Source organism: Paenibacillus sp. MMO-58 (genome assembly GCF_037146255.1).
Classification (GTDB): domain Bacteria; phylum Bacillota; class Bacilli; order Paenibacillales; family Paenibacillaceae; genus Pristimantibacillus.
Genome location: NZ_JBBCVY010000014.1, coordinates 48,075 through 73,694, shown reverse-complemented (window position 1 = coordinate 73,694; position 25,620 = coordinate 48,075). Strand labels below are relative to the sequence as shown.

Below are 25,620 nucleotides of genomic sequence, written 5' to 3'. Positions count from 1 at the left end.
AGCTTCATCAGGCGATCGGAAGAACATTTGATGCGAAGGCTGGCTGTTTGGTCCATATAAAAAAGGGGTGTCCCACCGTCATTTTAATGACTTATGGGATACCCCCTGTCGATGTTTCATTAAGCTATTGTTTCTCCTCAAGGCGAACCCACCATTACGCCCTCTGCGTGAAAATCTGGAAGGTGACGCCGAATTTGTCGGTTACCATCCCGTACGCGGGACTGAAGTATATCTCCTGCAGGGGGTGATCCACCTGTCCGCCCTCTTTCAGCGCCTCATAATACTTCTGGGCTTGCTCCTTATCGGCGATGGTGATGCAGATATTTACTTGCTTGCCCTGCGCGAACCGGACCCCGGGGTCCGTATCGGCGACAAACAGAACCGCTCCTCCGATCTTCAGGACGGCATGAGCCACTCGGTCCCTCGCCTGCTCCGACTCCGCTTGTCCAGCTTCGCCGAAGGTCTGCTTGAATACCACCTTCGCTTCCAACGCTTGCTCGTAAAAGGCGATTGCCTCACGAGCTTCTCCGTCCAGCATAATATACGGGTTCAGTTGCACTTCCATAGTTAACAGCTCCTTCAACCTTTAGGATTGATCTCTCTCTGATAGAGTAACCACTAATAGTGACAACTTCTGTCATAATTAGTAGTTATTTTATCAGGCCGGGATTTGTCCAGCAGATTTCTTAATTGACGGCAGCTTATTCATGGAGCCCGATTTCATAGTACTTCCTCGCATGTTTGACATTCAACAATCTTTTCTCCATTCAAGCATATGTTTAAATTTCAATGGCAAGGCAGTTGACGTATTCCGTCGGCAGCGACTCCGGCAGCGAAACGACTAGCGCGCCGAACGATTGCTGGAACGGCACTTTTCCGGCACCGAGCAATCGTACGTTCTTCACCTTCTCCTCCGAACCGAATGTTCGGATTACGGCAAGACGGTCTTTCGGCACACCCATCTGGAACGCATAGACCGTGCTGCCTTTCTGCGTGAACCGGAAATCCGACGCGGTCCACTCCGCCTTGTCTTCCTTAAAGTGATCAATAACGACGCGAGTGCCGCCTTCGCCTGACACGCGGAACGGCCGGGTGCCATATACCCCCTCCCCGCAGGCTTCAATCCACCGCGCCATTTCCTTCAAGATGTACCTGCATTCATCGTCGATTGTGCCATCGGGCTTCTGCGGAATGTTCAACAGCAGATTGCCGTTCTTGGCGATGATATCTACAAACATCTCGATGACATGCCCCGGCTTCTTGTAGACGGATTTTACATTATAGAACCAATCGCCCAGGCAGGTGTCCGTCTGCCACGGTTCCGGTTTGATTTCCGGCTCTTGGCTGCGCTCGATATCCATCACGCCGATGCTGTAAATCTCTTTCTTGCGGTCCTTCTGGTTATATACCGCCCTGTTAACGCCGCCGTTAAGCAACGCGCTCGTGTTGTACAGGTGCGCGACTGCGTGCAGCCCCGTCTGGTAATCAGGATGATCGGGATTAAAATCTGATTTGTCCCACGTGTTGACGAACGGCACCACGCCGTCTGAATACAGAAGATCCGGTTGATACAGGTCGATGACTTCCTTTACGATATCGAACCAGCGCTGATGCCACCATTGATTCGGCGTATACCACGGGTCCAAATCGTACATTTTCTTGCCCGGGTCGTGATGCTCGCGGTTCGGCAGGTACAGATCCTCGTACTCGGGATCATTGCCGTCATAGGGAATACCTTTGTACGGTCCTTCCTTGTCCTGCCCTTTGTTCCAATGGAACCAACTGAACGTAGCGCCAAGATGTTCGGTCAGGCCGAATGGCAGTCCCCGTTTCACCGCAGCCTGCTTCCATAGCGCGACGATATCCTTTTTCGGCCCCATGTTCACGGAATTCCACCGATGGATCTTGGAGTCGTAATTGAAAAAGTTGTCGTGGTGCATCGCCTGAGCTACAAAGTATTTGGCTCCTGCCGCTGCGTACAAGTCCATCAGCTCTTCGGGATCGAATTTCTCGGCTTGCCACAGCTGCACGATGTCTTTGTAGCCAAATTGCGACGGATGTCCGTAGTGCCGGACATGATAGCGGTACTGTTCCGAACCTTCGACGTAAAGGTTGCGAGCGTACCAGTCTCCGTACATCGGGACCGATTGGGCGCCCCAGTGCGACCAGATGCCAAGCTTGGCGTCCCGGAACCAATCCGGGCATTCGAACGTCCGCAATGAATCAAAGGTTGGTTCGTAGGGACCCTTAGCAATTTCTGTTTTCAGCAAACGTAAAACCTCCTAATTTGGTTGTCTCGGTATCATCTTCGTTACTTTGCCATTTTGTCGTACGCGTTCTGGTAAATTTCCAGATAACGTTTCAGTTTTAAGCCATCGAAGCCCTTCACGTATGCGTTCCACTCATTGTCCGTAAGCTTCTTCGATCCGCTTATGAACTGCGCCATATTCGAGCGGATGTAGTCATATCCCGTTAATCGGATAATGTAAATTCGACGGTAACGTCCATACCGGAATTCAGCGATAAGTGAAGAGGTTTGCCAGATCCCCCTTCAAGCGCCGTTGCTTCTCTTCCGTTGACCGTTGCTTTTGTCCAAGGAATGCCCATTTTCAATATGATGTCGTTGGCATTAGCAATGGAATTCAAGGTAACGCTCGCCGTTTGGGATATGAGATCCCATGTTAAAGAACGGACCTCCGCCCGGGTTCTTGCCATTAACCCATGAATGGACCCCGATTGCCATTCGGAAGGCAGTGCCGGAAGAAGCTCGATTTCACCGGCGTTGGAAAATAGCAGCGCTTCATTTACGGCTCCCACAGTACCGAATAAGGTATCTGTGCAATAAGTATCGCATCTTCTGTTAGTATCATGGTCCGTCATCAACGATGCGTAATAACCGGAATCCGTCATCATCGGCAGAAGGGAAGCGGCTACTTCGTTTCCGTCCTTTAATCTCGCGCAGACCAGTGCCTTGTGCATCCAGCCATGCCCCGCCGTGGCGTCCGACGTATTATATTGGTTTCGGTTATCTACCGCGGTAATGGCAGCTTTTGTGAGCTCCGCATCGTTCTGCGTCTCATATGCTGGCCATGCCGGGTAGAGATGGCTCAAATGGCGGTGGTTGTTGTTCTCCGTATATTCATTCATCGCCCATTCACGCAAAGCGCCGTCCTTGTCCACCTTGTAGTCCGGCAGCAGCTCCAGCAATGACTCCCACCCGGCGACCGCTGCTTCGTATCCGTCGCGCTTGACCGCTCGTTCCACGGTTATGACCATATGCAGTCCGTCCCTCGCTGCCGAAATATCCATGGTGGCATTGGCCGTAAGCGTGCTGTTGTAACCGATCGGGTTATTCTCCGGCGAATAGGTAGGGATGAGCAGATATTTCTCGCCTGGATTTAGCACCGACTTGCCTTGCTCATAGCACGCTTTGCCATTTACATCCGTATAGTACTCCGGCGTACATAGCTGCTCCCAGAAATTAGCCTGCTTGGTCAACAGCGGAAGCAAAATATCTTTTTCCAAATCCAGATATCCCATTTCTAGCAGCTTTTCGAATTCTTCATCCGTCAGCCCCCCATCCCGTACGCTGAGAATCGGCTTCAGTTCATGGATTCTCATGTGATCGTTGATCGGGATCTGTTGATTGCCGTAGCACTGCCAATATTCGAAGATGGGAAGCAGACACCAGCTTGCTCCCGCATTCCAATATTGAAACGGGTAGTCATTGTCGTATTCCACGTGCATCCCGCGGTCGATATCCGAGTTGACCGACACCTGTAGCGCATCATGCATCCCGTAGGCCATTCGCGCATTGTATTCAAAATCGGGCGTATTTCTCAAGAAGAAGGTGATATACCCAAGCTGGGCTTGCGTCAAATGGCCTGTATTCATGGGAGAGACCTGCAAATTCACGTTGGCATCAAGGGTATAGATGGCGCGCCAGCCTGGATTCCACTCTCCGGTCCACATGCCATACAATCGCGGCGCGCTTGAACCGCTGCAGCAAATCAAGGCATATCGTCCCTGGTTGTACACCTGTTCCATAAAAGCATGATTGATCCTCGATTTGGATGCCTTCTGTACGTTGATCAGCGTTATATTGTCCGTGATCTTGTCATCCTCGTCGCCTGCAAGAGAAAAACGCACGGCGTTAAATTCCGCGGCATGCTTTAGCGCATGAGGCGCAAGGGCGGCGTTGTAATCGAGTTTGCCGGAAACGTCCTTATATTTTTCAGCGACAGCATTCGTATTCTGAAACAGACGGTCAATGATCGGGTATCGCGTCATACCTGCAAAATCATCGATTTTGCCCATATCAAATGTTCGGTTCGATTGCGTGACTAAATAGACGGCGTCAGCATCGATCACTTGAATCGCCGGATTTCGTTCCTCTCCTACATTCATCGGTTCATTCGTGTCCGCGAGCAGCACTCTCTTCTGGGTTCCGTTAACGACCACAACCCGGGTCAGGCCGGCGTATCCTCCATCGATCAACTCGCTGCCCGGGTAGGACGGGTAATGGGCAACCTGCGCGATATAGGCAGCATTCGGGTCAACTAGCTTCTTGTATTGGAGCGCCGTCAGCTCGGACGCCCCGTCCCCCGCTTTGTACATGCCCGAAATGTCATCGATGGAAATGATCATGTTGATCTTGACGCCGGAGGACGATTGCGTGATCTTCGTAATCGATACGTTATCTTCCCTGGACGTAAACGAGGTTCGGATCCACTCGCCGCATTCATCGGAATAACGGACGCCGGTCTCTGCCGTCTCATAGTTCGTCCATCTTTCATAGCCGGACACGGTTCCCTTGTTCTTGGCGTTTAATCTGAGCTGGTGTCCCGGATGATAGCTGTAAAGAAAGGTTCTTTTCCTCGTTGTCCCGTCCGGAAAAGTAATCTTCCATTGATCGTTAAGATGAAAAACATTCCTCCTGGCCTCGGCAAGCTGTCCCGTCAGCTCTTCCGGAATCACTCTCGGATCGCCGGATGGATAGTTGAACCACATATATTGAAAAATAAAGGTGTCCGCATAAGGCGATCCGGACGTGACGTACCCGTTCTCACCGTTTCCGCTAACCATTCCGTCCCGCCACGCCGGGCCGGGATTGGAAGCTGGAATCTCGGTATAGGCGCCGGCGTAATTTCCTTTGTCGTACAGGCGTACAGAGTTCGAATCTTTCTTCATGCTATTACTCTCCTTCACCTCGTTTGACCTTTATTATAACGATCGCCTCATATAAAGCGGCATTCACTAGAACGACAGATCCTCGCTCTAAATGTCGCAAATTCGCAGATCTGTTATAATGGGAACATAATCGATCTGAGGAGCGAATGGAACATGAATTTACCGCCGATCCACTTGGAAAATACGAATCTGAAGATCACAGTCGGCGGGCTTGCACTGAATGTGCTATATATCAAGTTGGGCATTTTTTATCGTTCTTTTCCGGAACACCTCCATAGCAAACGAAGCTATGAAATGCATTTTATTCCTCTCGGGCAAGGAACGTTGATTGCGAGCGGCCATAGTTATCCGATCATCCCCGGCACCTTGTTTATGACAGGCCCTGATGTCGTCCATGAGCAGATCACAAATCTATCGGATCCTATGTCGGAATACTGTATTTGCTTCGAGTTGCTGGATCACGAGCCTACTCGGGATCGGGAACTTGATCTCTTAACCGAAACATTCGCGCAAACTCCATTCTGGTTCGGCCAAGATTCGCAAAACTTGATGGCGCTGTTCGAACAGCTTTCATTCGAAACGACTTCCAAATCTATCGGATATCACCGGTATGTAGGCACCATTCTCGAACAGATTGTTATCAAGCTCATTCGGAATTATATGGGGGATCAGATGGCTGTCACCGTCTCGCCGACACCGCTGCAAACGCCGGACGACAATCGACTGGCCACCATCGAACACGGATTTCTGTCTCAATATCGCTTCATTACCGTACAAGCGCTTGCGAGCACATTGGGCTTAAGCGTTAGACAAACGGAAAGAACGATCAAACAATTTTACGGCATGACGTTTACCCAAAAGCGTAACATGGCCAGGTTAAGCGCAGCAGCCCATTTTCTTACCACGACGACCATGACAATCAGCCATATCGCGGAAACGGTCGGATACTCGTCTCTAGAGCAATTTTGCTCGGCTTTTAAAATAAACTATGGAATGCCGGCAAGCCGGTATCGATTATCGCGTTCTGCTCAAATTTCCAAAACCGCTGACTAAAACGAACATTTTATCTATTTAAACCCACTAATTATTACGGCAGATCTTTTATTCTCATCGTGATACCGCCAACCTCCGCCCGGTTCCCGTACTGGCATGGTATAGTTGGTGTTAATGGAAACACCACTTCTATACTAGACTCCAGTTCAACGCCGCTTGGCGGCAGCTGCGGTAACTTCAGCTTGATTAATGTACAATCCTTAATCCGGACGTAATCCCTTTCCCGATGTAGACTTCCCACGAAATGCCGCTAGTCAAGCGGATCCCCACCCAAACCGTAAATGTTACGATACCTTTCTGGCAAATATTAAAAGACTCGATCCCTAACAAAAAAGTTAATCACTGGAATGCGATTATTTTGTGTCATTTAGATACAAAGAGCTCACTTTTGTGTCACTTCACTCGGACATGAAAGTTCATACATAAAAACATAAAAAGCCCATAGCTATGGGCTTTTATCGAAAACTTTATTCACTCACTTTTGTGTCCTTAGAATGCGCGGCGGCATTAAAAATAAATAAAAATGGAGGACGGCTTTTTACAGCCCCTCCACTTTTCGAACAAAAGTACTAGTCCTTTTTCGAGTCAACTCCACGATCTTTAATAGAAGCGTGAGCAAGGCGATAATCTCCAGGAAGCTCATGCTATCTCCTCCGATCCTGATAAGATGACTCTTCATCCGGACCTCCCTCTCCCATGAGGAGTATTCTGTTCCTTATCAATTTATTCAGGCTTATCTGAGATTAGAATAGCTCTTCCATCCCGATTGGCGCCGTAAGTTCTACTTTGTGTCCCTTACCTGTTTAACGATGGCTGATTCCCGTGTACTAACTAGCAAAAGCCGTAAAGGAGAGATATACATGTCCAGCCAATCTACAGCAAGACGCATAGAAGGAAAAGTTGCCTTAATAACCGGTGCCGGCTCCGGTATCGGACGGGCCGCCGCGATCCGGTTCGCGGAGGAAGGAGCGAATCTTGTTCTGCTTGACCGCGACCGACAGACGCTCTCCGTCGTCTGTCGCGAGGCGGAAGCGTTTGGAGCCAAATCCATCGCCGTCGAAGCCGATATATCGGACGAGCATTCTTTGGCGGAAGCCTACGATAAGGCAATTTCCGCATTTGGGCAGCTGGATATTGTTTTTGCCAACGCAGGCATTAACGGCACCATATCCCCGATTGAGCATATGGCCAAGGAAGAGTGGGAAGCTACGATCAACGTCAATCTGACCGGGACGTTTCTGACCGTCAAGCACGCGATCCCGCTTCTGAAGAAGAAAGGCGGCAGCATCATTATAACGAGCTCCATCAACGGCAACCGCGTGTTCTCGAATTTCGGCTTCAGCGCTTACAGCAGCTCGAAAGCCGGCGAGACCGCTTTTACCCGCATGGCGGCACTGGAGCTTGCGGAATACGGCATCCGCGTCAATGCGATTTGCCCGGGTGCGATCTCGACAAACATTGATCAATCGACAAAGCCCAAGCCTGAGCTCGAGGAAATCCGAATCCCCGTCGAGTTCCCGGAAGGCGATCATCCGCTTGAGGATGGACCCGGACAACCAGCGCAGGTTGCGAATCTCGTGCTGTTTCTCGCTTCGGACGAGGCAAGTCATATCACCGGGACCTCGGTCTATATCGACGGGGCAGAATCGCTGCTTCGCGGTTAAACAAGTCTGAACGGAGTGTAGAGAAAAGGAGATGACCCGTTTTGCAAAGAGAAAGCATTTATCATTCCCCCAGCCATAGATGGTCGTATGCCTATGATCCGGAAACGTTCCATCTTCGTCTTAAAACCAAACGCGGCGATGTAGAGCGGGTTGTTGCTATCGCAGGAGATAAATATGATTGGGATCATCATTACCAGGAAGTCGAAATGGATCTCATTGCGGCGGACGGCCTGCATGATTATTGGGAAGCCGTTATCCGGCCGGAATTCAAACGGTTCAGCTACGGCTTCCGGCTGCATAGCGGCGAGGAAACAATCTGGCTGACGGAGGACGGCTTCTCCGAGGAGGAGCCTACGCCTGCTGGCGGTTATTTCGAAGCCCATTACATTCATCCCATTGATCTGTTCGAAGCTCCGGAATGGGCCAAGGAAGCGATCTTTTATCAGATCCTCCCCGATCGCTTCGAGAACGGGGACAAAACTAACGATCCGGAAGGTACAAGCCCATGGGGAGAACAGCCGGAAGGCGAATCCTTTTTCGGAGGGGATCTGCAGGGGATTATTAACCGCATCGGGCATTTGAACGAGCTGGGCGTTAACGCCGTTTATTTGACGCCGGTCTTCCGTTCGCCCTCCAATCATAAATACGACACGACCGATTACCGGGAGGTTGATCCTCATTTCGGGGACAAGGAGCTCCTCAAGAAGCTGGTCCAGGTCTGTCATGATCATGGCATTCGCGTGGTGCTGGATGCCGTATTTAATCATGCAAGCGAACAGTTCCCGGCTTTCCAGGATGTACTGGAGAAGGGAGAGCAGTCGGAATATAAAGACTGGTTCCATCTGAACGGCTTCCCGGTAGAGGTTCAGGACGGCATACCGAACTATGATACCTTCGGCTTCTATGGCAATATGCCAAAGCTGAACACAGCCAATCCGGATGTGAAAAAGTATCTGATCGAAACCGCGGTGAACTGGATGAAAGAAACGGGGATCGACGGATGGCGGTTGGATGTGGCCAACGAAATCGACCATCACTTTTGGCGCGATTTCCGCATAGCCATTAAGGATGCTAATAAGGAAGCCTTTATTGTCGGGGAAGTATGGAGCGATTCGCTGCGCTGGCTTCTTGGCGATCAATTTGATTCCGTCATGAACTATCCGTTTACGGAGCTGGTGCTTAGCTTTTTCGCAGACCGTGCCATCCCGCCGGCGAGATTCGCGGAAAAAATGAACCGGCTGCTCATGCGGTATCCGCAGCAGACGAACGAGACGTTGTTCAACCTGCTGTCGAGCCACGATATTCCGCGCGTTATGACCCGGTGCGGCGGCGATACGAGCCGTGTGAAGCAAGCCGTGGTATATATGATGACCTCTATGGGTCTGCCATGCGTCTATTACGGCGATGAATTCGGCATGGAGGGCGGAGAGGACCCGGATTGCCGTAGATGCATGGTGTGGAGCGAAGAGGATCAGAACCAGGAGCTGTTTGATTTCTACAAGCTGCTCATCTCGCTTCGGAAGGAGCGTGCCGCCCTTCGCAGCGGCCGTTTCCGCGTCCTGTTAGCGGATGAAGACAGCGGCTCGCTCATTTACGAGCGGCTGGACGGCAAGGAGCATTTCACGATTTGGATGAACCGGTCGGACGAGCCGGCCGAGCTTTCGCATCCGATGAACGAAGGCGGATGGCGCGACGCCTTGACCGATGAGCCGATCGACAACCCTGACGGCAAGCTTGTTATCGGGCTCGAGCCTAACGGCTACCGGATTGTATGGCGTAAAATCGAATAAATACAAATAAAGGGGTGCCGGATTCGTCCGGCACCCCTTTGGTTATGGCAAAAGCTCCTCGTATAACTCCTTGTATTGCTGCGCCGAACGGTTCCAGCTGTAATCACCCTTCAGGGCACGTGTTAACAGCTTTTGGCGAACCTCCCGGTCCCTCCACAAGGCTAATGCGCGGCGAACCGTATACAGCATGTCCCAACTGTTATAAGGGGCAAAGGAAAAGCCGTTGCCCTCCCCCGTGTATTCATTATAGCTGTGCACCGTATCGCGCAAGCCTCCCGTCTCCCGTACAATGGGCAGGCTGCCGTAACGCAAAGCAAGCAGCTGGCTGATTCCGCAAGGCTCGAACTGCGACGGCATCAGAAACAAATCCGAACCGGCATAGATCCGCCGGGCGAGACCGTCGTCAAAGCCGATATAAGAGACGACCCTTCCTTTGTGGCGACGTTCCGCTTCGCGGAACAGATGCTCCAGATGCGGATCGCCTGTTCCAAGCAAGGCAAGCTGTACATCTTCGGAGTACATCAGCTCGTCCAGCTGCTCGAGCACCAGCGGAAGCCCTTTTTGATCCGTCAGCCGGCCAACCATGCCGATTAAAGGGACTTCAATATCCTCGCGCAGGCCAAGCTCCCACTGGAGGGCTGTTTTGCAAACAAGCTTGGCTTCCGGAGAATCGCCAGAATACCGAGCCTGTAATTGCGAATCAGATGCCGGATTGTATAAACCGTCGTCAATTCCGTTAACGATGCCAACCAGACTGTCCCCTCTTCCGCGCAGCGTGCCTTCCATTCCGCAGCCGTATTCCGGCGTCGTAATCTCCCAAGCGTATGAAGGGCTCACGGTTGTAACGCGGTCAGACAGCTGGATGCCGGCCTTCATGAAGCTGACCGATCCGTAAAATTCCACATGATCGTAAGTCAAATAATGCGGTGGCAGACCGAGCAAATCGCCCAATACATGCGGTGGGTAATTACCCTGATATTGCAGGTTATGAATAGTAAATACGGTCTTAATGCTCGCGTATTCCTGCCGCCAGCTGTAATGATGGCGCAGCAGCGCGGGAATCATGCCGGTATGCCAGTCATGGCCATGAATGAGATCGGGCCAGAAGCCGATTGCGGAGAGAGCCTCCAGCGCGGCCCGGCATAGGAAGGAAAATCGCTCCCCATCGTCGTCATGCCCGTAAGCGGAGCCTCTTTTGAAATATTGCTCGTTATCGAGAAAATAATAAATAATACCGTCCTGCTCCAGTTCTCTGATTCCGCAATACGCGTAACGCCAGCCGACCGATACCCGAATCTCCGCAATAGTCTTCATCCGCGAGCGGTAACGCTCCGGTATGGAGGTATAGAGCGGCAGCATGACGCGCGCTTCAACCCCTAACGGCTTAAGTGCCGCCGGCAGCGCGCCAAGCACATCGCCTAACCCGCCAGTCTTTAGAAACGGGGCGCATTCCGCCCCCACGAACAATACTTTCAAGTTCCCTCTCCCCTTCGGCTCTGACTCTTATACCTTTGCAATCCGTTCCCTCTTCCGGCTTCTGCGCTTGCTGCCCGGTACCGGGAGAGCCAGCTCCTTATGCAAGGTTTGCGGATCCTGCTCCATGCGTACAGCAGCACGCGATTCTTTCTCGCGTTTCAGAATAACGACCGACAGCGGCGGAAGCGGCAGCTCAATGCTATGCTTGCGGCCATGCCAGACAATCGGCTCCGACCGGACGACCGCCCCTTCCGCGGCGGCAAGCTCCATGAATCCGGAGCCGCCGTAAGCAGGGCTGTCGCTGTTAAGCAATATTTTATAGCCGCCCTGGCTCGGAACTCCTATCCGGTACCGCGCATGGGCATGCGAATGAAAGTTGCAGAGGATGATCAGCGACTCTCCGTTTGCCCTGCCTTTTCGTCTGTATACAATGACGCTTTGTCCCTCATCCTGGAAATCGATCCACTCGAAGCCTTTTGGCGAGGAATCCAGCTGCCACAGTGAACGCTGTTCTAAATACAAACCATTCAACGTGCGGACGAAATCCTGCAGCTTGCGGTGCTGCTCATACTCGAGGAGCAGCCAGTCCAGCTCCGCCTCATCGCGCCATTCGATAAACTGGCCGAATTCGCCGCCCATAAACAGCAGCTTTTTGCCCGGGTGAGTCATCATATAGCCAAGCAGCAGCCGCAGACCCGAGAACTTCTCCTCATAGCTGCCCGGCATTTTATCCAGCAGGGACTTCTTCCCGTGAACCACCTCGTCATGCGACAGCGGCAGCGTGTATCTCTCGTCAAAGGCATACCAGATCGGGAACGTCAGCAGTCCATGATGGCAGCTCCGTTCTTCGGGCTGATGGGCAAAATACTTTAGCGTATCGTTCATCCAGCCCATATTCCATTTATGGGTGAAGCCCAAGCCTCCTTGCTCGGGCGGAACCGTTACCCCCGGATAAGCATGCGATTCCTCCGCCATCATAAGCGCATGAGGGAAATGCGCCCTCACCACCGTATTCAGCTTTCGCAAAAAGGCAGCTGCCTCCAAATCCTCCTTGCCGCCATGCCGGTTCGGTCGCCAACGTCCATCCGGACGGTCGAAATTACGAAGAAGCATGCTAGTAATCGCGTCTACCCGAAAACCGTCAATATGGTACACGTCCAGCCAGAACAAAGCATTCGAGATCAAAAAACCGCATACCTCCGGCTTCTCGTAATCAAAAGCAAGGGTCCCCCACTGCTCCTTCTCCGCAATCAGCGGATCGGCATTCTCGTATAGCGGGCTGCCGTCAAAAAGACGCAGACCATGGGCATCCTTTGCGAAATGCCCGGGAACCCAATCCAAAATGACGCCAAGCTCCAGACTATGGCAGCGGTCTATAAAAGCCATCAGCTGGTGAGGATCCCCATACCGGCTTGTTGCGGCGAAATAGCCCGTCCCCTGATAACCCCAGGAACGGTCGTACGGATGCTCCGCCAAGGGCATCAGCTCGATATGGGTGTATCCCATCTCCGCCGCATAGGCGGGCAGCTCCTCCGCCAGCTCTTCATACGTATACAGCCGCCCATCCTGATGCTGCCTCCATGTGCCGGCATGCACCTCGTAAATATTTAAAGGCTGGCCGAACAGCGGCTTGCGTCCGCGAAGCCAGCTCTTGTCCTGCCATTCGTAGCCGTCTAATGAGCAGATGACCGACGCCGTGCGAGGCCGCACTTCCGCCTTGAACGCATACGGATCCGCCTTCAGCTGTCTGCCTCCCGCCCTTGTCTCTATATCGTATTTATACAAATCTCCACTGACAAAGCCCTCGATAAACCCGCTCCATATACCGGACTCTCCGACCTTCTCTAGCTCATAGCCCGCTTCCTTGAACCCGTCCCAGCTATTGCGGTCCGAAGCTATGGCAAGACGTCTCGCGTTTGGTGCCCACACCGTGAAACGAACGCCGCTGCGTCCTTTTTCCACCGCTAAATGAGCGCCCATCTTCCGATAGCTGTTCAGCCATGTTCCTTCGTGGAATTGATAAATATCGTCTGCGCTAAGCTTGATGCTTCGTTTCAATATTTCCAACCTCCTAAAAAGAATTGTCACGTGCTCTTGGTGACAATTCTTACTTCGTAAGCATGTGCTTAGAATTGGCGCCTGCTCTTGGCGGCAATTCTTACTTCGTAAGCCAAAAAACACATTCCAGAATGTTTTATACCCGCTAATAGCTTTATAGAAACATCTGTTTCAAAGGCAAAGGCTCCGGTGTAAGCAGATGGTACAAGGACACTTTCGATTATACCAATCCTAATACGAGAAAGCTTGGAGGAATATAGAATGACACAGATGAATTGCATGGCGATGTTATTGGCAGGCGGCGAAGGCAAACGGCTTGCACCCCTTACAACGGCGCTGGCCAAACCGGTTGTCCCCTTCGGAGATCAGTATCGGATGATTGATTTCCCGCTTAGCAACTGCATGAATTCGGGGATTCGACGGATTGGCGTGCTGACTCAATTTTGCGCGGATACCGTTCACCGTCATATCGGTGGCGGAGAAGCATGGCTGAATGCCGTGCAGCCTAAGCATCTAGGCGAGATTGCGTTATTGCCCGCTTCCGAGGCTTCTCCAAACGGATGTTATACAGGGACAGCTGATGCCATCTATCGCAATCTAAGCTATATCGAGCACCATAATCCGGAGCATGTTCTCATTCTCTCCGGCGACCATATCTATCAAATGGATTACCGGCCGATGCTGGAGGCGCATGTCAAAAGCGGAGCAGCCGCTACGATTGCGGTAAAACGCGTCCCTTGGCATGAAGCTAGCCGCTTTGGCATTTTGAATACCAACGAGGATTACAGCGTGGTTGAATTTGAGGAAAAGCCCTCCCGTCCAAGAAGCAACCTGGCTTCGATGGGCATTTATATGTTCCGGACCGACAAGCTGAGGGAGGTGCTGCTGAAAGACGCCGGCAATCCCGCTTCCAGCCATGACTTCGGCAAGGATATCATTCCGATGCTGCTGCAGGATGGAGCAAGCCTGACGGCTTACCCTTATGAAGGCTACTGGCGAGATGTCGGTACGGTCGACAGCTTGTGGGAAGCGCATATGGAGCTGATTGACGGCACGCTGCGCCTGTCTGAGCCGCAGTGGCCTTTATATTGCGGAAGCCAGAAGCGCCCAGGCTCCTTGCGTCCTAATCTCCGAAACCTGTCAGCCGAGCGGGACAGCATTGTTCATGACAATTGCCGGATGGACGGTATTGCGCAGCGATCCGTTATCAGCAATGGTGCAGACGTTGGCAAAGGCAGCCTAATTTACGAGAGCATCATTATGCCAGGCGCACGGATCGGGCGGAATGTCCGTATTCATAAGGCCATTATCGGAGAAAATGCGGTTATCGAGGACGGTTCGGTTATCGGCGCTCCTCAAAGCGAGCAAGTCGCCGTTGTTGGACCGGGCGAGAGAGTCGCTTCGGGACGCAAGACAGCCGTTTCCGCAAGTCGAGAGACTCTTGCCGCCCTGCTCGGCGGTCGCGAGCTGTACAAAGATAATGCCATGAGTTATTAATCCGGCGAATGCCGACGCAGCAAAAAAAGACCTTGGGAGTCCCAAGGTCTTTTTGGCTTAACGCAGGGTTATTGCCCCGCTGCCCACTCTGCTTCACGTTTCTCGGCAGCAGCAAGCTGTTTTTTGTATACCGTTCCGGACAGCAGCACGCTTATCTCATACAGAATGATAAGGGGGATCGCAACCAAGCTGTCGGATACGAAATCCGGCGGCGTCACAACGACACCGATAAAAATCATAAGGAAATAAGCAATCCGTCTCATCTTGCGGAGCCTTACCGGATTAAGAATCCGGATGGCCGTCAGGAACATAATAACAAGCGGCAGCTCGAACAAGAGTGAAATCGGTATCAAAATATTAAACATAAAGGAGAAGTATTGCGTAATCCCAATCGTTTCTTCCAGATTAAGATTCGCCGAAATTTTTCGCGTGAAATGAAAGGCCAGCGGGAATACGACAAAATACGAGAACGCTAGACCAACCAGGAACATAATCAGCGCAAAAGGTATGTATTTAATGGTTGCCCGTTGTTCATTTGGCTTAAGCGCGGGCTTCACGAAGGCCCACAGCTGATAGGCCGTAAACGGAATAGCCAGCAAAAGAGCAATAACAAAGGCAAATTTCATATAAATGCCGATGCCGTCCCACAAAGAGAATGCATGCAGCTGCAAGCCTTTAGCAGGCTCCTGCTCCATCAGGAAGTTATAGGCCGGTTCGGCAATAACGAGTCCGATAATAAGGCCTAGTACGATAACAATCAGCATATATATAATCCGCTTCCGCAGCTCGCCAAGATGCTCAAACAGCGGCATCAAGCCTTCTTCGCGAATTCGGGCCCGGTCGAAACTCTGTCCGGAAGCCTTGTCTTGTGATGTACTCATCTTTATAGCCCCCTTTCAGCAAAAAAGCGGGCCCGGTTAGTCCGGAAGCCGCTTATTATCCACTTCGATATTTTCCGTACGGTTCACTTCAACCCGTTTGTTGTCTTTCTCGTCATCCATCATATCTCTTGCGCCTGCTTTAAACTCCTTCAGCGTACGCCCGAATGCGCGCCCCAGCTCAGGCAGCTTGTTTGGTCCAAACAGCAGCAAAGCGACAATTGCGAGCAAAATAAATCCCGTTGCGCCAATTCCTGACATCCTCGATCTTCCTCCTCATCGTTATACGCTTATGTACTACACTAACCGTTGTTCAAACCGCCATATCCCATACGGACAATGTCTTCTCTCACGATAGTCTGACCAGCTAATATACGAGGCAGCAGTACATCGAAGGAAGTATACGGATCATGCATGACGCAGCCCGGCAATCCCATAATCGGCACGCCGTTCAAATAACCCATAAGCAGCATCGAGCCCGGCAGCATTGGCGTGCCGTAGCTGACAATATCCGCTCCGGACGCTTTTATCGCGCCTGGTGTCCGGTCATCAGGATCAACCGACATTCCGCCGGTCACTAGTATCATATCATAACGTTGCTCTAGCAAATAGTGTATTTCCTTGACAATTATTTGTCGGTCATCCGGCGCGAAACGCTGCTCGGCTACTTCCGAGCCAAACGCTTCCAGCTTGGAACGGACGGCCGGACCAAACTTATCCTGAATACGTCCGGAAAACACTTCGCCGCCGGTTGTCAGAAGTCCCGCCCGCAGCTTGCGGAAAGGAACAACCCGAAGAGGGGCCTCCCCTTGATTGGCGGCTCGATATTCCGCTGCCAGTCTTTCAACCTCTTCGACCTTTGCTTTAGGCACGGTAAGGGGAATCGCTCTTGTTGCAGCAATTGGCCGCCCTTCCTGAACAACGCTATTCGTCTTCACCGTCGCTAGGGCAATCTCTCCAAGATCGTTAATCGCTTCCACGAGAGTCTGGTCTACTTCCGCAAGACCTAGCATGGAAGCTTTCAAGCTGACCTTGCCTTCATGCGGATCGGAAAGCGCAATTCCTTCTCCGGCAAGCGCTTTGGCCATGCGGTTGGCCGCATCATCCTCATGCAGCTCATTCTCGCCCAGCTCCATAATATAAATATGCTCTTTGCCGATATCCAGCAGGCTCGGAATATCCGCTTCCGTGATGACATGACCTTTTTTGAACAAACGTCCTTTGAACTGTCCGGGTATAATCTGCGTAAGATCATGGGCAAGCCGGAGACCAATCGCTTCCCGAACCGGAACTTCCTTCAGTATCGTGTCCGTTCCGCTCATTCGTGATCTCCATGCGTGCCGGTGACGATTTCCAAGGCATGCGGCAGTTGATCCATAATCGCCATCAGGCTCTCATGGACGCCTTTTGGGCTGCCGGGCAGATTAATAATCAATGCTTGTCCGCGAATGCCGCATACCCCGCGGGAGAGCATCGCGCGGCGGGTCTTTTGCAACGCTCCCATCCGCATGGCCTCCGAAATTCCGGGTACAAGACGGTCAACCACCTTAAGGGTTGCTTCCGGCGTTACATCCCGTTGCGCCAGACCGGTTCCTCCCGTCGTTAAGACCAGATCCGCCTGATAATATTCGGTCATCTCGATCATGGCCGCGATAATCTCGTCTTGCTCGTCGGGCACAATCCGGTAATCGACAATCTCTCCGCCCAATTCCTCTTCTACCAGCTCGCGAATGACCTGTGCGCTAGTATCTTCGCGTTCACCGCGCGAGCCTTTGTCACTTGCCGTCAATATCGCTACTTTCCACCGCATCTATTATTCCTCCCATCCCTTATCCGTTCATGGGTTGTCAAATCCGATAGTCTCCATTTTTGCCCCCGGTTTTCTCAATCAGGTACGTGGGACCGATGACCATATCCTTCTGCAGCGCCTTGCACATATCGTACACGGTAAGCGCGGCGGCAGAGACAGCTGTTAAAGCTTCCATCTCTACGCCTGTCTTGCCGGTTGTCTTGACCGTTGCTTCAATATACAGCTCATCTTGTCCGTTATCCCCGAAGGTAACATTTACGCCCGTAAGCGGAAGCGGATGGCACATCGGAATCCAATCCGATGTTTTCTTCGCGGCCATAATCGCAGCTACCTGCGACACGGCAAGCACATCCCCTTTGCCGATGCTGCCTTCCTTAATGCGGGCCAACGTACCCGGGTTCATCTTCACCTGCGTACGCGCGGTTGCCGTTCTCGCCGTTACTTCCTTATCGCTGACGTCAACCATCCGCGCCCGTCCTTGCTCGTTAAAATGAGTCATTTCCATTAGCGTTCACTCCATACTCTTGCTGAAAGCTCCGTTACAATACCGTCCATTCGCCTGTCATGGGCCTGCATTGGAATATCGTCGACCAGCTGATCTTCGAACGCGATGCCAAGCCACGTCACATTCGCCCGCTCACGACTCAGCCGCTCGGCAAATCGGTCATAATATCCGCCGCCGTAGCCGAGACGCCCGCCTTGTTGGTCGAAGGCAATGCCCGGCGTTACGACAAGACCGGGAACATAGGAATCTGGCAGCGCCGGACATTTATCCGGGTCAGGCTCCAGAATACCGTATGCTCCTGCCTTAAGACCGCTCCAATTGGCTAGTTTATGCAAAGTCATTGACCGGTCCGCCGGATAACATTTCGGAACAACAACCTCCGCTCCCGTCTTCCAGCCCCACTCAATCAATGAACGGGTATTCAGTTCGGAACGGAATGGCACGTAACACATAAAGCTTGTCACTCCGCGATCCATCATCCAATTCGCTAAATACCGGCATGCCGCCTCCGACCGGATGATACGCTCTTCAAGGGGAATGCCGTCACGCAGCGTTGTGATGGCCTTTCGCAGCACTGCCTTGTCCAGCGGCATCCCGTTTGATTGTTCATTCATCGTTCCCCGGCTCAGCCTTCCCATACATGCTTTTTGTTTAATTGTATTTTACCATTGTTATGCAACTTTCGCCAATGGCGACTGGTAATATATAATGGAACGGAAAAGCCTGTCATTATTTGTTGGAGGTATTATTCATGCTGCTTCAGTTATCCAATATCAGTAAAAACTATGGCATAGACGTCATCTTATCCGATATATCGATGCAAGTCCTGGAACGCGAACGGGTAGGGCTTGTAGGCGTAAACGGCGCCGGCAAATCGACTTTGCTCAAAATTATCGCAGGCGAGCTTTCTTACGACTCCGGTGCCATTCATAAAGCCAAGGAAACACGGATCGGCTATCTGGCCCAGAACAGCGGTCTTCAATCAAACCGCACGATCATTGAGGAAATGCGCGCCGTATTCTCCCATCTGATCGAAGCTGAACGAGAGCTTCGCGAGATGGAGCAGCAAATCGCTGATCCGGCTCTTCACGACAATCCCAAGCGTTACGAGGATGTCCTCGACCGTTATTCCCGCAAGTCCGACTGGTTCCGCGAGCAAGGCGGCTTCGAGATCAATACCCGCATTAACAGCGTCCTTCACGGGATGGGCTTCGGAAGCTTCCCGCCGGACACGCTGATCAGCACCTTAAGCGGCGGTCAGAAAACCCGTCTTGCGCTTGCCCGCATTCTGCTGCAGGCACCGGATCTGCTCATGCTCGACGAGCCTACCAACTATCTGGACATTCCTACGCTGACCTGGCTCGAAGGATATCTCCGCAGCTATTCCGGCGCCATTCTGGTCGTCTCCCATGACCGTTACTTCCTCGATGCGTTAGTTACGACCATCGTAGAGATCGAACGGCATGCGGCCAGACGCTACACGGGCAACTACAGCCGGTACATAGAGCTGAAGGCTGCCGAATACGAGGCCGACATGAAGCAATACGAGAAGCAGCAGGAAGAAATCGCCAAGATGGAGCAGTTCATTCAGCGCAATATCGTCCGTGCTTCCACAACCAAACGGGCTCAAAGCCGACGTAAAGCGCTCGATAAAATGGATGTGCTCGACAAGCCGCTCGGCGACTTGAAGAAAGCCCGTTTTACGTTCGAGATCGAGCGCCAGACGGGCAAGGACGTTCTGGATGTTGCCGACTTGTCCGTCAAGTTTCCGGAGAAGGACCGCCAGTTGTTCCAGCACGTATCCTTCAAGCTTTCCCGCAGTGAAACGGTTGCCCTTATCGGACCAAACGGGATCGGCAAGTCAACGTTATTAAAGGTATTGGTTGGACAAAGACAACCGCAGACAGGCATCGTCCGTTGGGGCTCCAACGTCAAGCTTGGATATTATGACCAAGAGCAGACCGGGCTAACTTCCTCCCATACGGTACTCGAAGAAGTATGGGGCACATACCCGCATATGGAGGAAGCCCGCGTGCGTACCGTGCTTGGCAACTTCCTGTTCAGCGGCGAGGATGTCCTAAAGCGTATTTCCTCTCTAAGCGGCGGGGAAAAAGCGCGTGTCTCGCTTGCCAAGCTGATGCTTGAACAGGCAAACGTACTCATTCTGGACGAGCCTACCAACCATCTGGACCTGTTTAGCAAAGAGGTGCTTGAATCCGCTCTGCTCGATTACGAAGGAACCTTGCTCTTTATCTCCCATGACCGTTATTTCCTTAACAAGATGGCGGAACGTATTGTCGAACTGACTCCGACAGGAACTGAGCATTTCCTAGGAAATTATGATGACATGATCGAGAAGAAGGCCGAACTGGAGGAAGCCCGCCTTGAGGCAGCGGCAAAGCTGGCTAGCAAATCCAACCAGCCCGTTGCGGAAGCTCCTACTTCCTACGAAATGGATAAGCAAGCCAAACGGGAAGAACGGAGCCGCATCCGCAAGCTGGAGCAGCTTGAGCAGGAGATTGCTTCGCTGGAGGAGCAAATTGCCGAATTCGAAGTACAACTGACCGATCCGGCTATCTTTAACGACTATATGGCCATTCAAGAAATTCAAACGAAGATTGAAGAGAAACGCACTTCGCTTAACGCCGCTTACGAGCAGTGGGAACAATTAAGCGAATAAGCGCCAAAACCTCCCCGCGCATCCATCGTGATCGCACCGGGGAGGTTTTTTATATCTTTTTTCTCTCCAAAAACTTGTCCATGATGGAGTAAAAGAATCCTGCCAGACCAAACAGAATAAGGGCACTATTTACGTTAAGGCCATATCCCTTTACGTAATAGTCGTCGCCCAAATCATAAAATTGATCAAACACCCATATTCCCACTATACCTCCGGCAATGGAATATAAGACGATCCTTGCAGGTAATAGCTTTACGAACCTCGTAAGAAGCAAAGTTAACGGGAAGAACGTAACCGCGTATATAACAATGCTGCAGAGCAAGCAAAACATAACGAAGATGCTGCCCATGTTACGCAGCCCGTAATATTCCGTAGTCGTAATCTTGTTTCCTTCCAGTATTTCCAGACCAATAGCAGCCATCGTAAAGAGGATAATAAAGACCACCCACAACCATATATATTTCATTGCTTTGCCTCCACCCTGCACTCGTATGTATGCCGCAAACCTTATCGATACAATTATACTTTGTTTTAAATAAAAAAGATGCTTACGCCATATAGGCGTAAGCATTGAGAGGGAAACCAAAAGTTAGGGTGGTCTTACATAGACAAATCATGGGGATACGATTCTGCAGCTTCCGCGGCAGCTATCCCATATAAGAAGACTTTCGCGCTCACCGGCGGCGAATCGCGAGAAGTCGGGGTAAGCATCAATTAGGTTAAAAATTGCTCCATGCGAATAAGGCCAAGCCGTTTGGCTTCTACAATCGCTTCGGATCTTGAACGCACGCTCAGCTTCTCGAAAATACGGGTTAAGTTGTACTCTACCGTCCGCTGGCTCATATGAAGCTTGGCAGCGATATCCTTATTGCTGCTGCCGTTCGCCACTTCCTGCAAAATATCCTGGTCCCGTTCATTAATCGAGACCTCTTCGATCGCTTTCTCCGCGCGGGTAATCTTCACTTCATTACGCCGCAGCTGCTTCAGCAGGGTTATTGGAATAACCGCTTCCCCTCGCATCGCGCAACGGATGTTGTTATGAAGCTGTTCCCGCGATACCGTCTTGGATATAAACCCGGAGACTCCGCATTCAATCAGCAGGTTGTAATGGGTGCTGATCTCATAGCCGGTATAGATAAGAACCCGGCGGTCGGGATCTTGCTGAATAAGCCGCTTCGTAAGCTCAAGACCGCTGATTCCCGGCATATTCAGGTCGCACAATATAATATCAAAGGTGTCATGATTGACGGCATCGAGCGCTTCCATAGCGGACAGCACGACCGTTACCTTCATTTCAGGATCCTGTTCGATCATGGTTTTGGTTCCTTCGCCAACGGAAGGATGATCATCAACTAATAAGATACGAATCACGCAATAATCCCCTTTCCGAACGACCGGTCGTCATTGTCTCCGGCAAGTTGATTACAACCTCCAGCCCGCTTCCGCGCTTCGACCGGAACGTAATCTCTCCTTCAAGACTCGCTACCCGCTCTTTAATGCCGGACAGCCCCATATGCTCAAAGGAGGCTTTCATATAATCAACATCCATTCCGATACCGTCATCCTTGTAGCGGAAGTAGATTCTTCCTTTCCGCTGTTCAAGCTCCAGGGTAACCCGGTTCGCCTGCGCATGCTTGGCAGCGTTCCTGAGCAATTCCTGCACGATCCGGTAAATGGCTGTAATTTGTTCTTCGTTAAGCGGATGGGCGAACGGCTTCGGCCTGAAATCAACGGCGAAATTATCGCGCATCTGCGAGTGCTCCACAATGGATTCCACCGCTTCGATGACGCCCATCTCTTTCAGGAGCGGCGGCCGCAGCTCATTGCAGGTCTCCCGGATCTGGTGAATAACATCCAGCAGGCCTTCCTTGATCTCGTTCAGCTCTTCGCTAAGATTGTCCGAGATGGGATAATCGTTCATCAATCCCTCCAGCTTGCGGTACCAGATTAACTGGTCCTGCAGTGCGGAATCATGAAGATCGGCAGCCAGCTTTCTTCGTTCGTTCTCCGACAGACAGAACAACAACCGCAGAACCCAAGGGGCTGTGGTCTGCTCCTTGCGCACTTCCGATTCCAGGTCCTCAATCAGGCCTTCGATCAGATAAAGATTCTCAAAGACAATGCTGGAGTAGTTCGCGAGCGTCTTTAACCAACGCAGCTCGTCCGAGTTGAACCGGGTATGGTTCGTCTTCGAACCAATCCAGACGACGTGGTATTTGGAACGCTGACGGCCGATTACAAGACCGATGCCATGCGGCAGCTCCACCATCTCGCCAACCTGCAGAGAGTCCGCCACCTGAAGCAGGAACAAGGACGTTCCTTTCTCCTCGTCGGATTCACCCAGCTTGTGCACGGAGCCGTCTGCCTGATCCACAAGGACAAAATCAATCCGGTTAACCGGAAGCAGGTCGCTGATCTCTTGCTTCAGCACAGCCTCCAAATCCGCTCTCTTCATCACGGTTGCAACCTTGCGGGAGAATCGGTCCAGGCTGTCCTGATAGCTGTACATGGCTTTGAACAGCTTAGGCCGGAACTTATGATCGATCTGCTCCTTCACATACAAGAAGAGAGTCATCACAACATAAGAAGTCAAGAAAATTTGAATGTAACCAATCCAGGATACGTCTGCCTTTCCATTCAGCACTCCGATTATCGCAAGCGTCAGCAGAAGAGCCGGCAGGGCGGACAGAAGCGTATAATATTTAAACCTTGTCAGGATGAAGTCAATGTCAAAGAGCTGATTGGATGTTAGCAGATAGAAATAAACAATCGGCAGCACGAACAAAAATAACGATGTAAAGGCAGCCGGCAAAATCTGCCCTCCGCCGATAAAGAGCGGCAGCAGGTTCATTGCCGTAAACGGCGTAAACGCGACGATATGCGATACCAGCGTGATTTTGAATAGCGAATTAAACTTCGTCTTGCGGTACTGCAGAAACTTTCTGACGAGCTGATAGATGCAGATGAAATTTCCGATAATCAAGGTACCGTAATACAACATCCGTATGTATACAAACGCGCCGTTGGACACCAAGTCCGTCCAGACATACAGCAGCATGCCCAGCTCGACTGCGCCAAACGTGCTTAGCATTCCGATTAAACCGGCTTTGCTGATGAAGACGACATTATACCGCTTCATGTACTGATTCATAAACTGCAGGAAAATGATCGGAACTGAAGGGAGAACGAAATAGATAATCGAAAATCCGACAGGATCGCTTCGATAGGATGCCGCCGAAGAATAATAGCATAGCCCGATCGTGGCAAAAAACAGCATAAGCATCAATGCTGCGCTGTCATTTTTCCTTTTCGAATACAGAAAAGAAGAAAACCCTGCGAACAAGACCAGCGAAATAAGCGGGATGTACAGCTGAATGAACAACTCCCAACTGGAATGATCCCCATACCAGCCCCGGTTAAACTCTATCAACTGCTGATCTTTATTGCTGTGCTCGACCAGCACGGAATCTGATTTCTCAATGGAGAAGAACTTCTTCACATTACTATATTGACCTGCCGGCGCGTCGTTCACGGAAAGAATTTTATCGCCGACCAAGATGCCTTTGCTAATCGCTTGTCCGGCAGGCTCGAGAGCTTTAACGAAATAATCTCCCTTTGAACCTTCCACTAGTTCGACGCCTATAAAAGGCTCCTTGATGATCGTAAGGGTCAAATAGAGCAAAATAACGAGAAATGTAATCAGGAAGAGAGGTGCTGAAATTCTAAGAGTTGGTCTAAACATCGTCTAATCTCCTCCTGCACTCGCATGAAGTCGTTTTATGACTATATTAGCCCCAAACTGCCAGCGTGTAATTGCCCTTTTTCTCGTCTTGATTCTTCAGCGCATCTTGGAGTGCTTTGTGCTCAGCTGCGGATACGCCAGCCAATTGCAGCTGTCCACCCATCACCATCGACATTTTCTCTTTGCTTGCAGCAAGCGAACGAATAGCATCTTTCAACATTTAAAATTCCTCCTCTGCTATAGTAGAATCAAATTCTGATTCTACTATAGCAGGAAATCTTTCGACAGCAAACGCCAACTTGCCCCGTATTTTCCGCAATCGTCATTGCGGTTTGTGAAGAAAGCCTCTAGCTGGAGAAAATCTCTAGGAGCTTGTCCTTAGCCGAAGCGGTCTCCGGTACCCCGCCAAGCAGTTCCTGGAACCGATTAAAATGCATCCTCATGCGCACCGACCCATATAATGCCGCCCCTGTCCGGTCGCACGCTTCTTCCAGCATTTGCTGCCTGCCTGCGACATCTTCCGACCGCAGCCTGCCTTCGAAATAGTCCAAAATCCATTGATCGTCCTCCGCCAATTCCTCCAAAAGGAACAAGGTGAGAAGGGTCTTTTTGCGCAAAATAAAATCATTTTTGTCATCCCAGCGAAGCAGGTCCTTAATATCATTTTTAATTTGGGCCGCCATTCCTACTTCCTCGGCATATTCCGCAACGATGGGATGCCATTCCCGGCCTGCCAGCATGACCCCCGCCATGCAGGCGAACACGATGAGCGCCGCCGATTTATGCTGAACCATGGCGAGATAGGAATCCTCGTCCGTCACGGCATTCATCAGATCCAGCATTTGCCCGTTTGCCGCCTTCAGCAATTGGCCGTTCATCATACGGACCACCCGGAGTAGCAAGGCTTGATCGAACTCAAGCTCCAGCACCGCCTGCTGCGAAAGTACCAAAAAGGAGGCCGCAGTCTGCATTGCAGCTGCCGGCGGCACCTGGGACCAAGCTTGATGATGCGCGTCCCCGTCCTGCAAATCATCCAGAATATCCGATGCAAGTATAAACAATTCCACCGCAGCCGCCGCCTGATAGATCTGCCCGGAATCCCCTCCAAACATCCGGTAATGAAGCACGGTCAAAAGGCCGAATCTCATCGATTCGGCCTGCTTTTCCCGTATAAAAGCACGGGCATATCCTCGAAGCGGCTCCGTAATGAAATACTTATCGGAAATCCGCAGCATCTCCTGCCCGATTATAGGCACCAGTTCTTCCATCCTCTGACC

General features: G+C 51.4%; 23 protein-coding genes. 5 read left to right on the top strand and 18 right to left on the bottom strand.

Annotated elements, in window-relative coordinates; translation table 11 throughout:
- Positions 1-154 precede the first annotated feature (154 nt).
- The 3 genes from WFJ73_RS28780 to WFJ73_RS28770 form a co-directional block, all read right to left on the bottom strand.
- Positions 155-565 carry a VOC family protein gene (locus WFJ73_RS28780; RefSeq protein WP_336776338.1) on the bottom strand — a complete coding sequence of 137 codons (411 nt, stop codon included), beginning with the start codon at positions 563-565 and terminating at the stop codon, positions 155-157.
- Positions 566-779: 214 nt separating this feature from the next.
- Positions 780-2,270, bottom strand: a complete 1,491-nt coding sequence (locus WFJ73_RS28775) for an alpha-L-fucosidase (RefSeq protein WP_336776337.1) — start codon at positions 2,268-2,270, stop codon at positions 780-782.
- A gap of 202 nt (positions 2,271-2,472) precedes the next feature.
- Positions 2,473-5,190, bottom strand: coding sequence for a glycosyl hydrolase family 95 catalytic domain-containing protein (locus tag WFJ73_RS28770; protein WP_336776336.1), 2,718 nt, complete (start codon positions 5,188-5,190; stop codon positions 2,473-2,475).
- Positions 5,191-5,343: 153 nt separating this feature from the next.
- Here WFJ73_RS28770 and WFJ73_RS28765 point away from each other — a divergent pair, with 153 nt between their 5' ends.
- The gene (locus WFJ73_RS28765) at positions 5,344-6,243 is read left to right on the top strand and encodes an AraC family transcriptional regulator (protein WP_336776335.1); all 900 of its coding nucleotides are present in this window, start codon (positions 5,344-5,346) and stop codon (positions 6,241-6,243) included.
- A 34-nt stretch (positions 6,244-6,277) separates the two neighbouring features.
- Here the strand turns inward: WFJ73_RS28765 and WFJ73_RS28760 are convergent, their stop codons facing one another.
- Together WFJ73_RS28760 and WFJ73_RS28755 are read right to left on the bottom strand one after the other, a co-directional pair.
- Positions 6,278-6,484, bottom strand: coding sequence for a hypothetical protein (locus WFJ73_RS28760; RefSeq protein WP_336776334.1), 207 nt, complete (start codon positions 6,482-6,484; stop codon positions 6,278-6,280).
- Between the two features lie 297 nt (positions 6,485-6,781).
- Entirely contained in the window at positions 6,782-6,922 is a 141-nt protein-coding gene (locus WFJ73_RS28755; protein ID WP_336776333.1) for a hypothetical protein, read from the bottom strand.
- A gap of 181 nt (positions 6,923-7,103) precedes the next feature.
- Between WFJ73_RS28755 and WFJ73_RS28750 the strand changes: the two genes are divergently transcribed.
- Complete coding sequence (locus WFJ73_RS28750) at positions 7,104-7,907, top strand: SDR family oxidoreductase (RefSeq protein WP_336776332.1); 804 nt, start codon at positions 7,104-7,106, stop codon at positions 7,905-7,907.
- A 41-nt stretch (positions 7,908-7,948) separates the two neighbouring features.
- A complete protein-coding gene (locus WFJ73_RS28745) occupies positions 7,949-9,697 on the top strand; it encodes an alpha-glycosidase (protein ID WP_336776331.1) in 1,749 nt (582 codons plus the stop codon).
- Between the two features lie 42 nt (positions 9,698-9,739).
- Here the strand turns inward: WFJ73_RS28745 and glgA are convergent, their stop codons facing one another.
- Positions 9,740-11,173 carry a glycogen synthase GlgA gene (glgA, locus tag WFJ73_RS28740; protein ID WP_336776330.1) on the bottom strand — a complete coding sequence of 478 codons (1,434 nt, stop codon included), beginning with the start codon at positions 11,171-11,173 and terminating at the stop codon, positions 9,740-9,742.
- A gap of 27 nt (positions 11,174-11,200) precedes the next feature.
- Positions 11,201-13,231 carry a 1,4-alpha-glucan branching protein GlgB gene (gene glgB / locus WFJ73_RS28735; RefSeq protein ID WP_336776329.1) on the bottom strand — a complete coding sequence of 677 codons (2,031 nt, stop codon included), beginning with the start codon at positions 13,229-13,231 and terminating at the stop codon, positions 11,201-11,203.
- A gap of 261 nt (positions 13,232-13,492) precedes the next feature.
- Between glgB and WFJ73_RS28730 the strand changes: the two genes are divergently transcribed.
- Positions 13,493-14,728 carry a sugar phosphate nucleotidyltransferase gene (locus tag WFJ73_RS28730; protein ID WP_336776328.1) on the top strand — a complete coding sequence of 412 codons (1,236 nt, stop codon included), beginning with the start codon at positions 13,493-13,495 and terminating at the stop codon, positions 14,726-14,728.
- Between the two features lie 68 nt (positions 14,729-14,796).
- Here the strand turns inward: WFJ73_RS28730 and tatC are convergent, their stop codons facing one another.
- The 6 genes from tatC to WFJ73_RS28700 are packed head-to-tail and all read right to left on the bottom strand — an operon-like array spanning position 14,797 to position 18,535.
- Entirely contained in the window at positions 14,797-15,609 is an 813-nt protein-coding gene (tatC, locus tag WFJ73_RS28725; protein ID WP_336776327.1) for a twin-arginine translocase subunit TatC, read from the bottom strand.
- A gap of 36 nt (positions 15,610-15,645) precedes the next feature.
- Entirely contained in the window at positions 15,646-15,867 is a 222-nt protein-coding gene (locus WFJ73_RS28720) for a twin-arginine translocase TatA/TatE family subunit (RefSeq protein ID WP_015842666.1), read from the bottom strand.
- Between the two features lie 41 nt (positions 15,868-15,908).
- Positions 15,909-16,928 (bottom strand): molybdopterin-binding protein, encoded by a 1,020-nt coding sequence (locus tag WFJ73_RS28715; RefSeq protein ID WP_336776326.1) that lies wholly within the window; start codon positions 16,926-16,928, stop codon positions 15,909-15,911.
- Positions 16,925-17,416, bottom strand: coding sequence for a MogA/MoaB family molybdenum cofactor biosynthesis protein (locus WFJ73_RS28710; RefSeq protein ID WP_116393672.1), 492 nt, complete (start codon positions 17,414-17,416; stop codon positions 16,925-16,927). The genes WFJ73_RS28715 and WFJ73_RS28710 overlap by 4 nt, the downstream gene beginning before the upstream one ends.
- A gap of 37 nt (positions 17,417-17,453) precedes the next feature.
- Positions 17,454-17,921 carry a cyclic pyranopterin monophosphate synthase MoaC gene (moaC, locus tag WFJ73_RS28705; protein WP_336776325.1) on the bottom strand — a complete coding sequence of 156 codons (468 nt, stop codon included), beginning with the start codon at positions 17,919-17,921 and terminating at the stop codon, positions 17,454-17,456.
- Entirely contained in the window at positions 17,921-18,535 is a 615-nt protein-coding gene (locus WFJ73_RS28700; protein ID WP_336776324.1) for a 5-formyltetrahydrofolate cyclo-ligase, read from the bottom strand. The genes moaC and WFJ73_RS28700 overlap by 1 nt, the downstream gene beginning before the upstream one ends.
- Before the next feature lie 137 nt (positions 18,536-18,672).
- Here WFJ73_RS28700 and WFJ73_RS28695 point away from each other — a divergent pair, with 137 nt between their 5' ends.
- A complete protein-coding gene (locus WFJ73_RS28695) occupies positions 18,673-20,601 on the top strand; it encodes an ABC-F family ATP-binding cassette domain-containing protein (protein WP_336776323.1) in 1,929 nt (642 codons plus the stop codon).
- A 49-nt stretch (positions 20,602-20,650) separates the two neighbouring features.
- On the opposite strand, the gene WFJ73_RS28690 is transcribed toward WFJ73_RS28695, so the two are convergent.
- From WFJ73_RS28690 to WFJ73_RS28670, 5 genes are all read right to left on the bottom strand, one after another.
- On the bottom strand, positions 20,651-21,067 hold the full coding sequence (locus WFJ73_RS28690) for a hypothetical protein (protein ID WP_336776322.1): 417 nt from the start codon (positions 21,065-21,067) through the stop codon (positions 20,651-20,653).
- A 248-nt stretch (positions 21,068-21,315) separates the two neighbouring features.
- A complete protein-coding gene (locus WFJ73_RS28685) occupies positions 21,316-21,972 on the bottom strand; it encodes a response regulator transcription factor (RefSeq protein ID WP_336776321.1) in 657 nt (218 codons plus the stop codon).
- On the bottom strand, positions 21,950-24,343 hold the full coding sequence (locus tag WFJ73_RS28680; RefSeq protein ID WP_336776320.1) for an ATP-binding protein: 2,394 nt from the start codon (positions 24,341-24,343) through the stop codon (positions 21,950-21,952). Before WFJ73_RS28680 ends, WFJ73_RS28685 begins: the two co-directional genes overlap by 23 nt.
- Before the next feature lie 46 nt (positions 24,344-24,389).
- Positions 24,390-24,563, bottom strand: coding sequence for a competence pheromone ComX (gene comX / locus WFJ73_RS28675; protein ID WP_015842656.1), 174 nt, complete (start codon positions 24,561-24,563; stop codon positions 24,390-24,392).
- Positions 24,564-24,690: 127 nt separating this feature from the next.
- Entirely contained in the window at positions 24,691-25,611 is a 921-nt protein-coding gene (locus WFJ73_RS28670) for a polyprenyl synthetase family protein (RefSeq protein WP_336776319.1), read from the bottom strand.
- Positions 25,612-25,620: the final 9 nt, after the last annotated feature.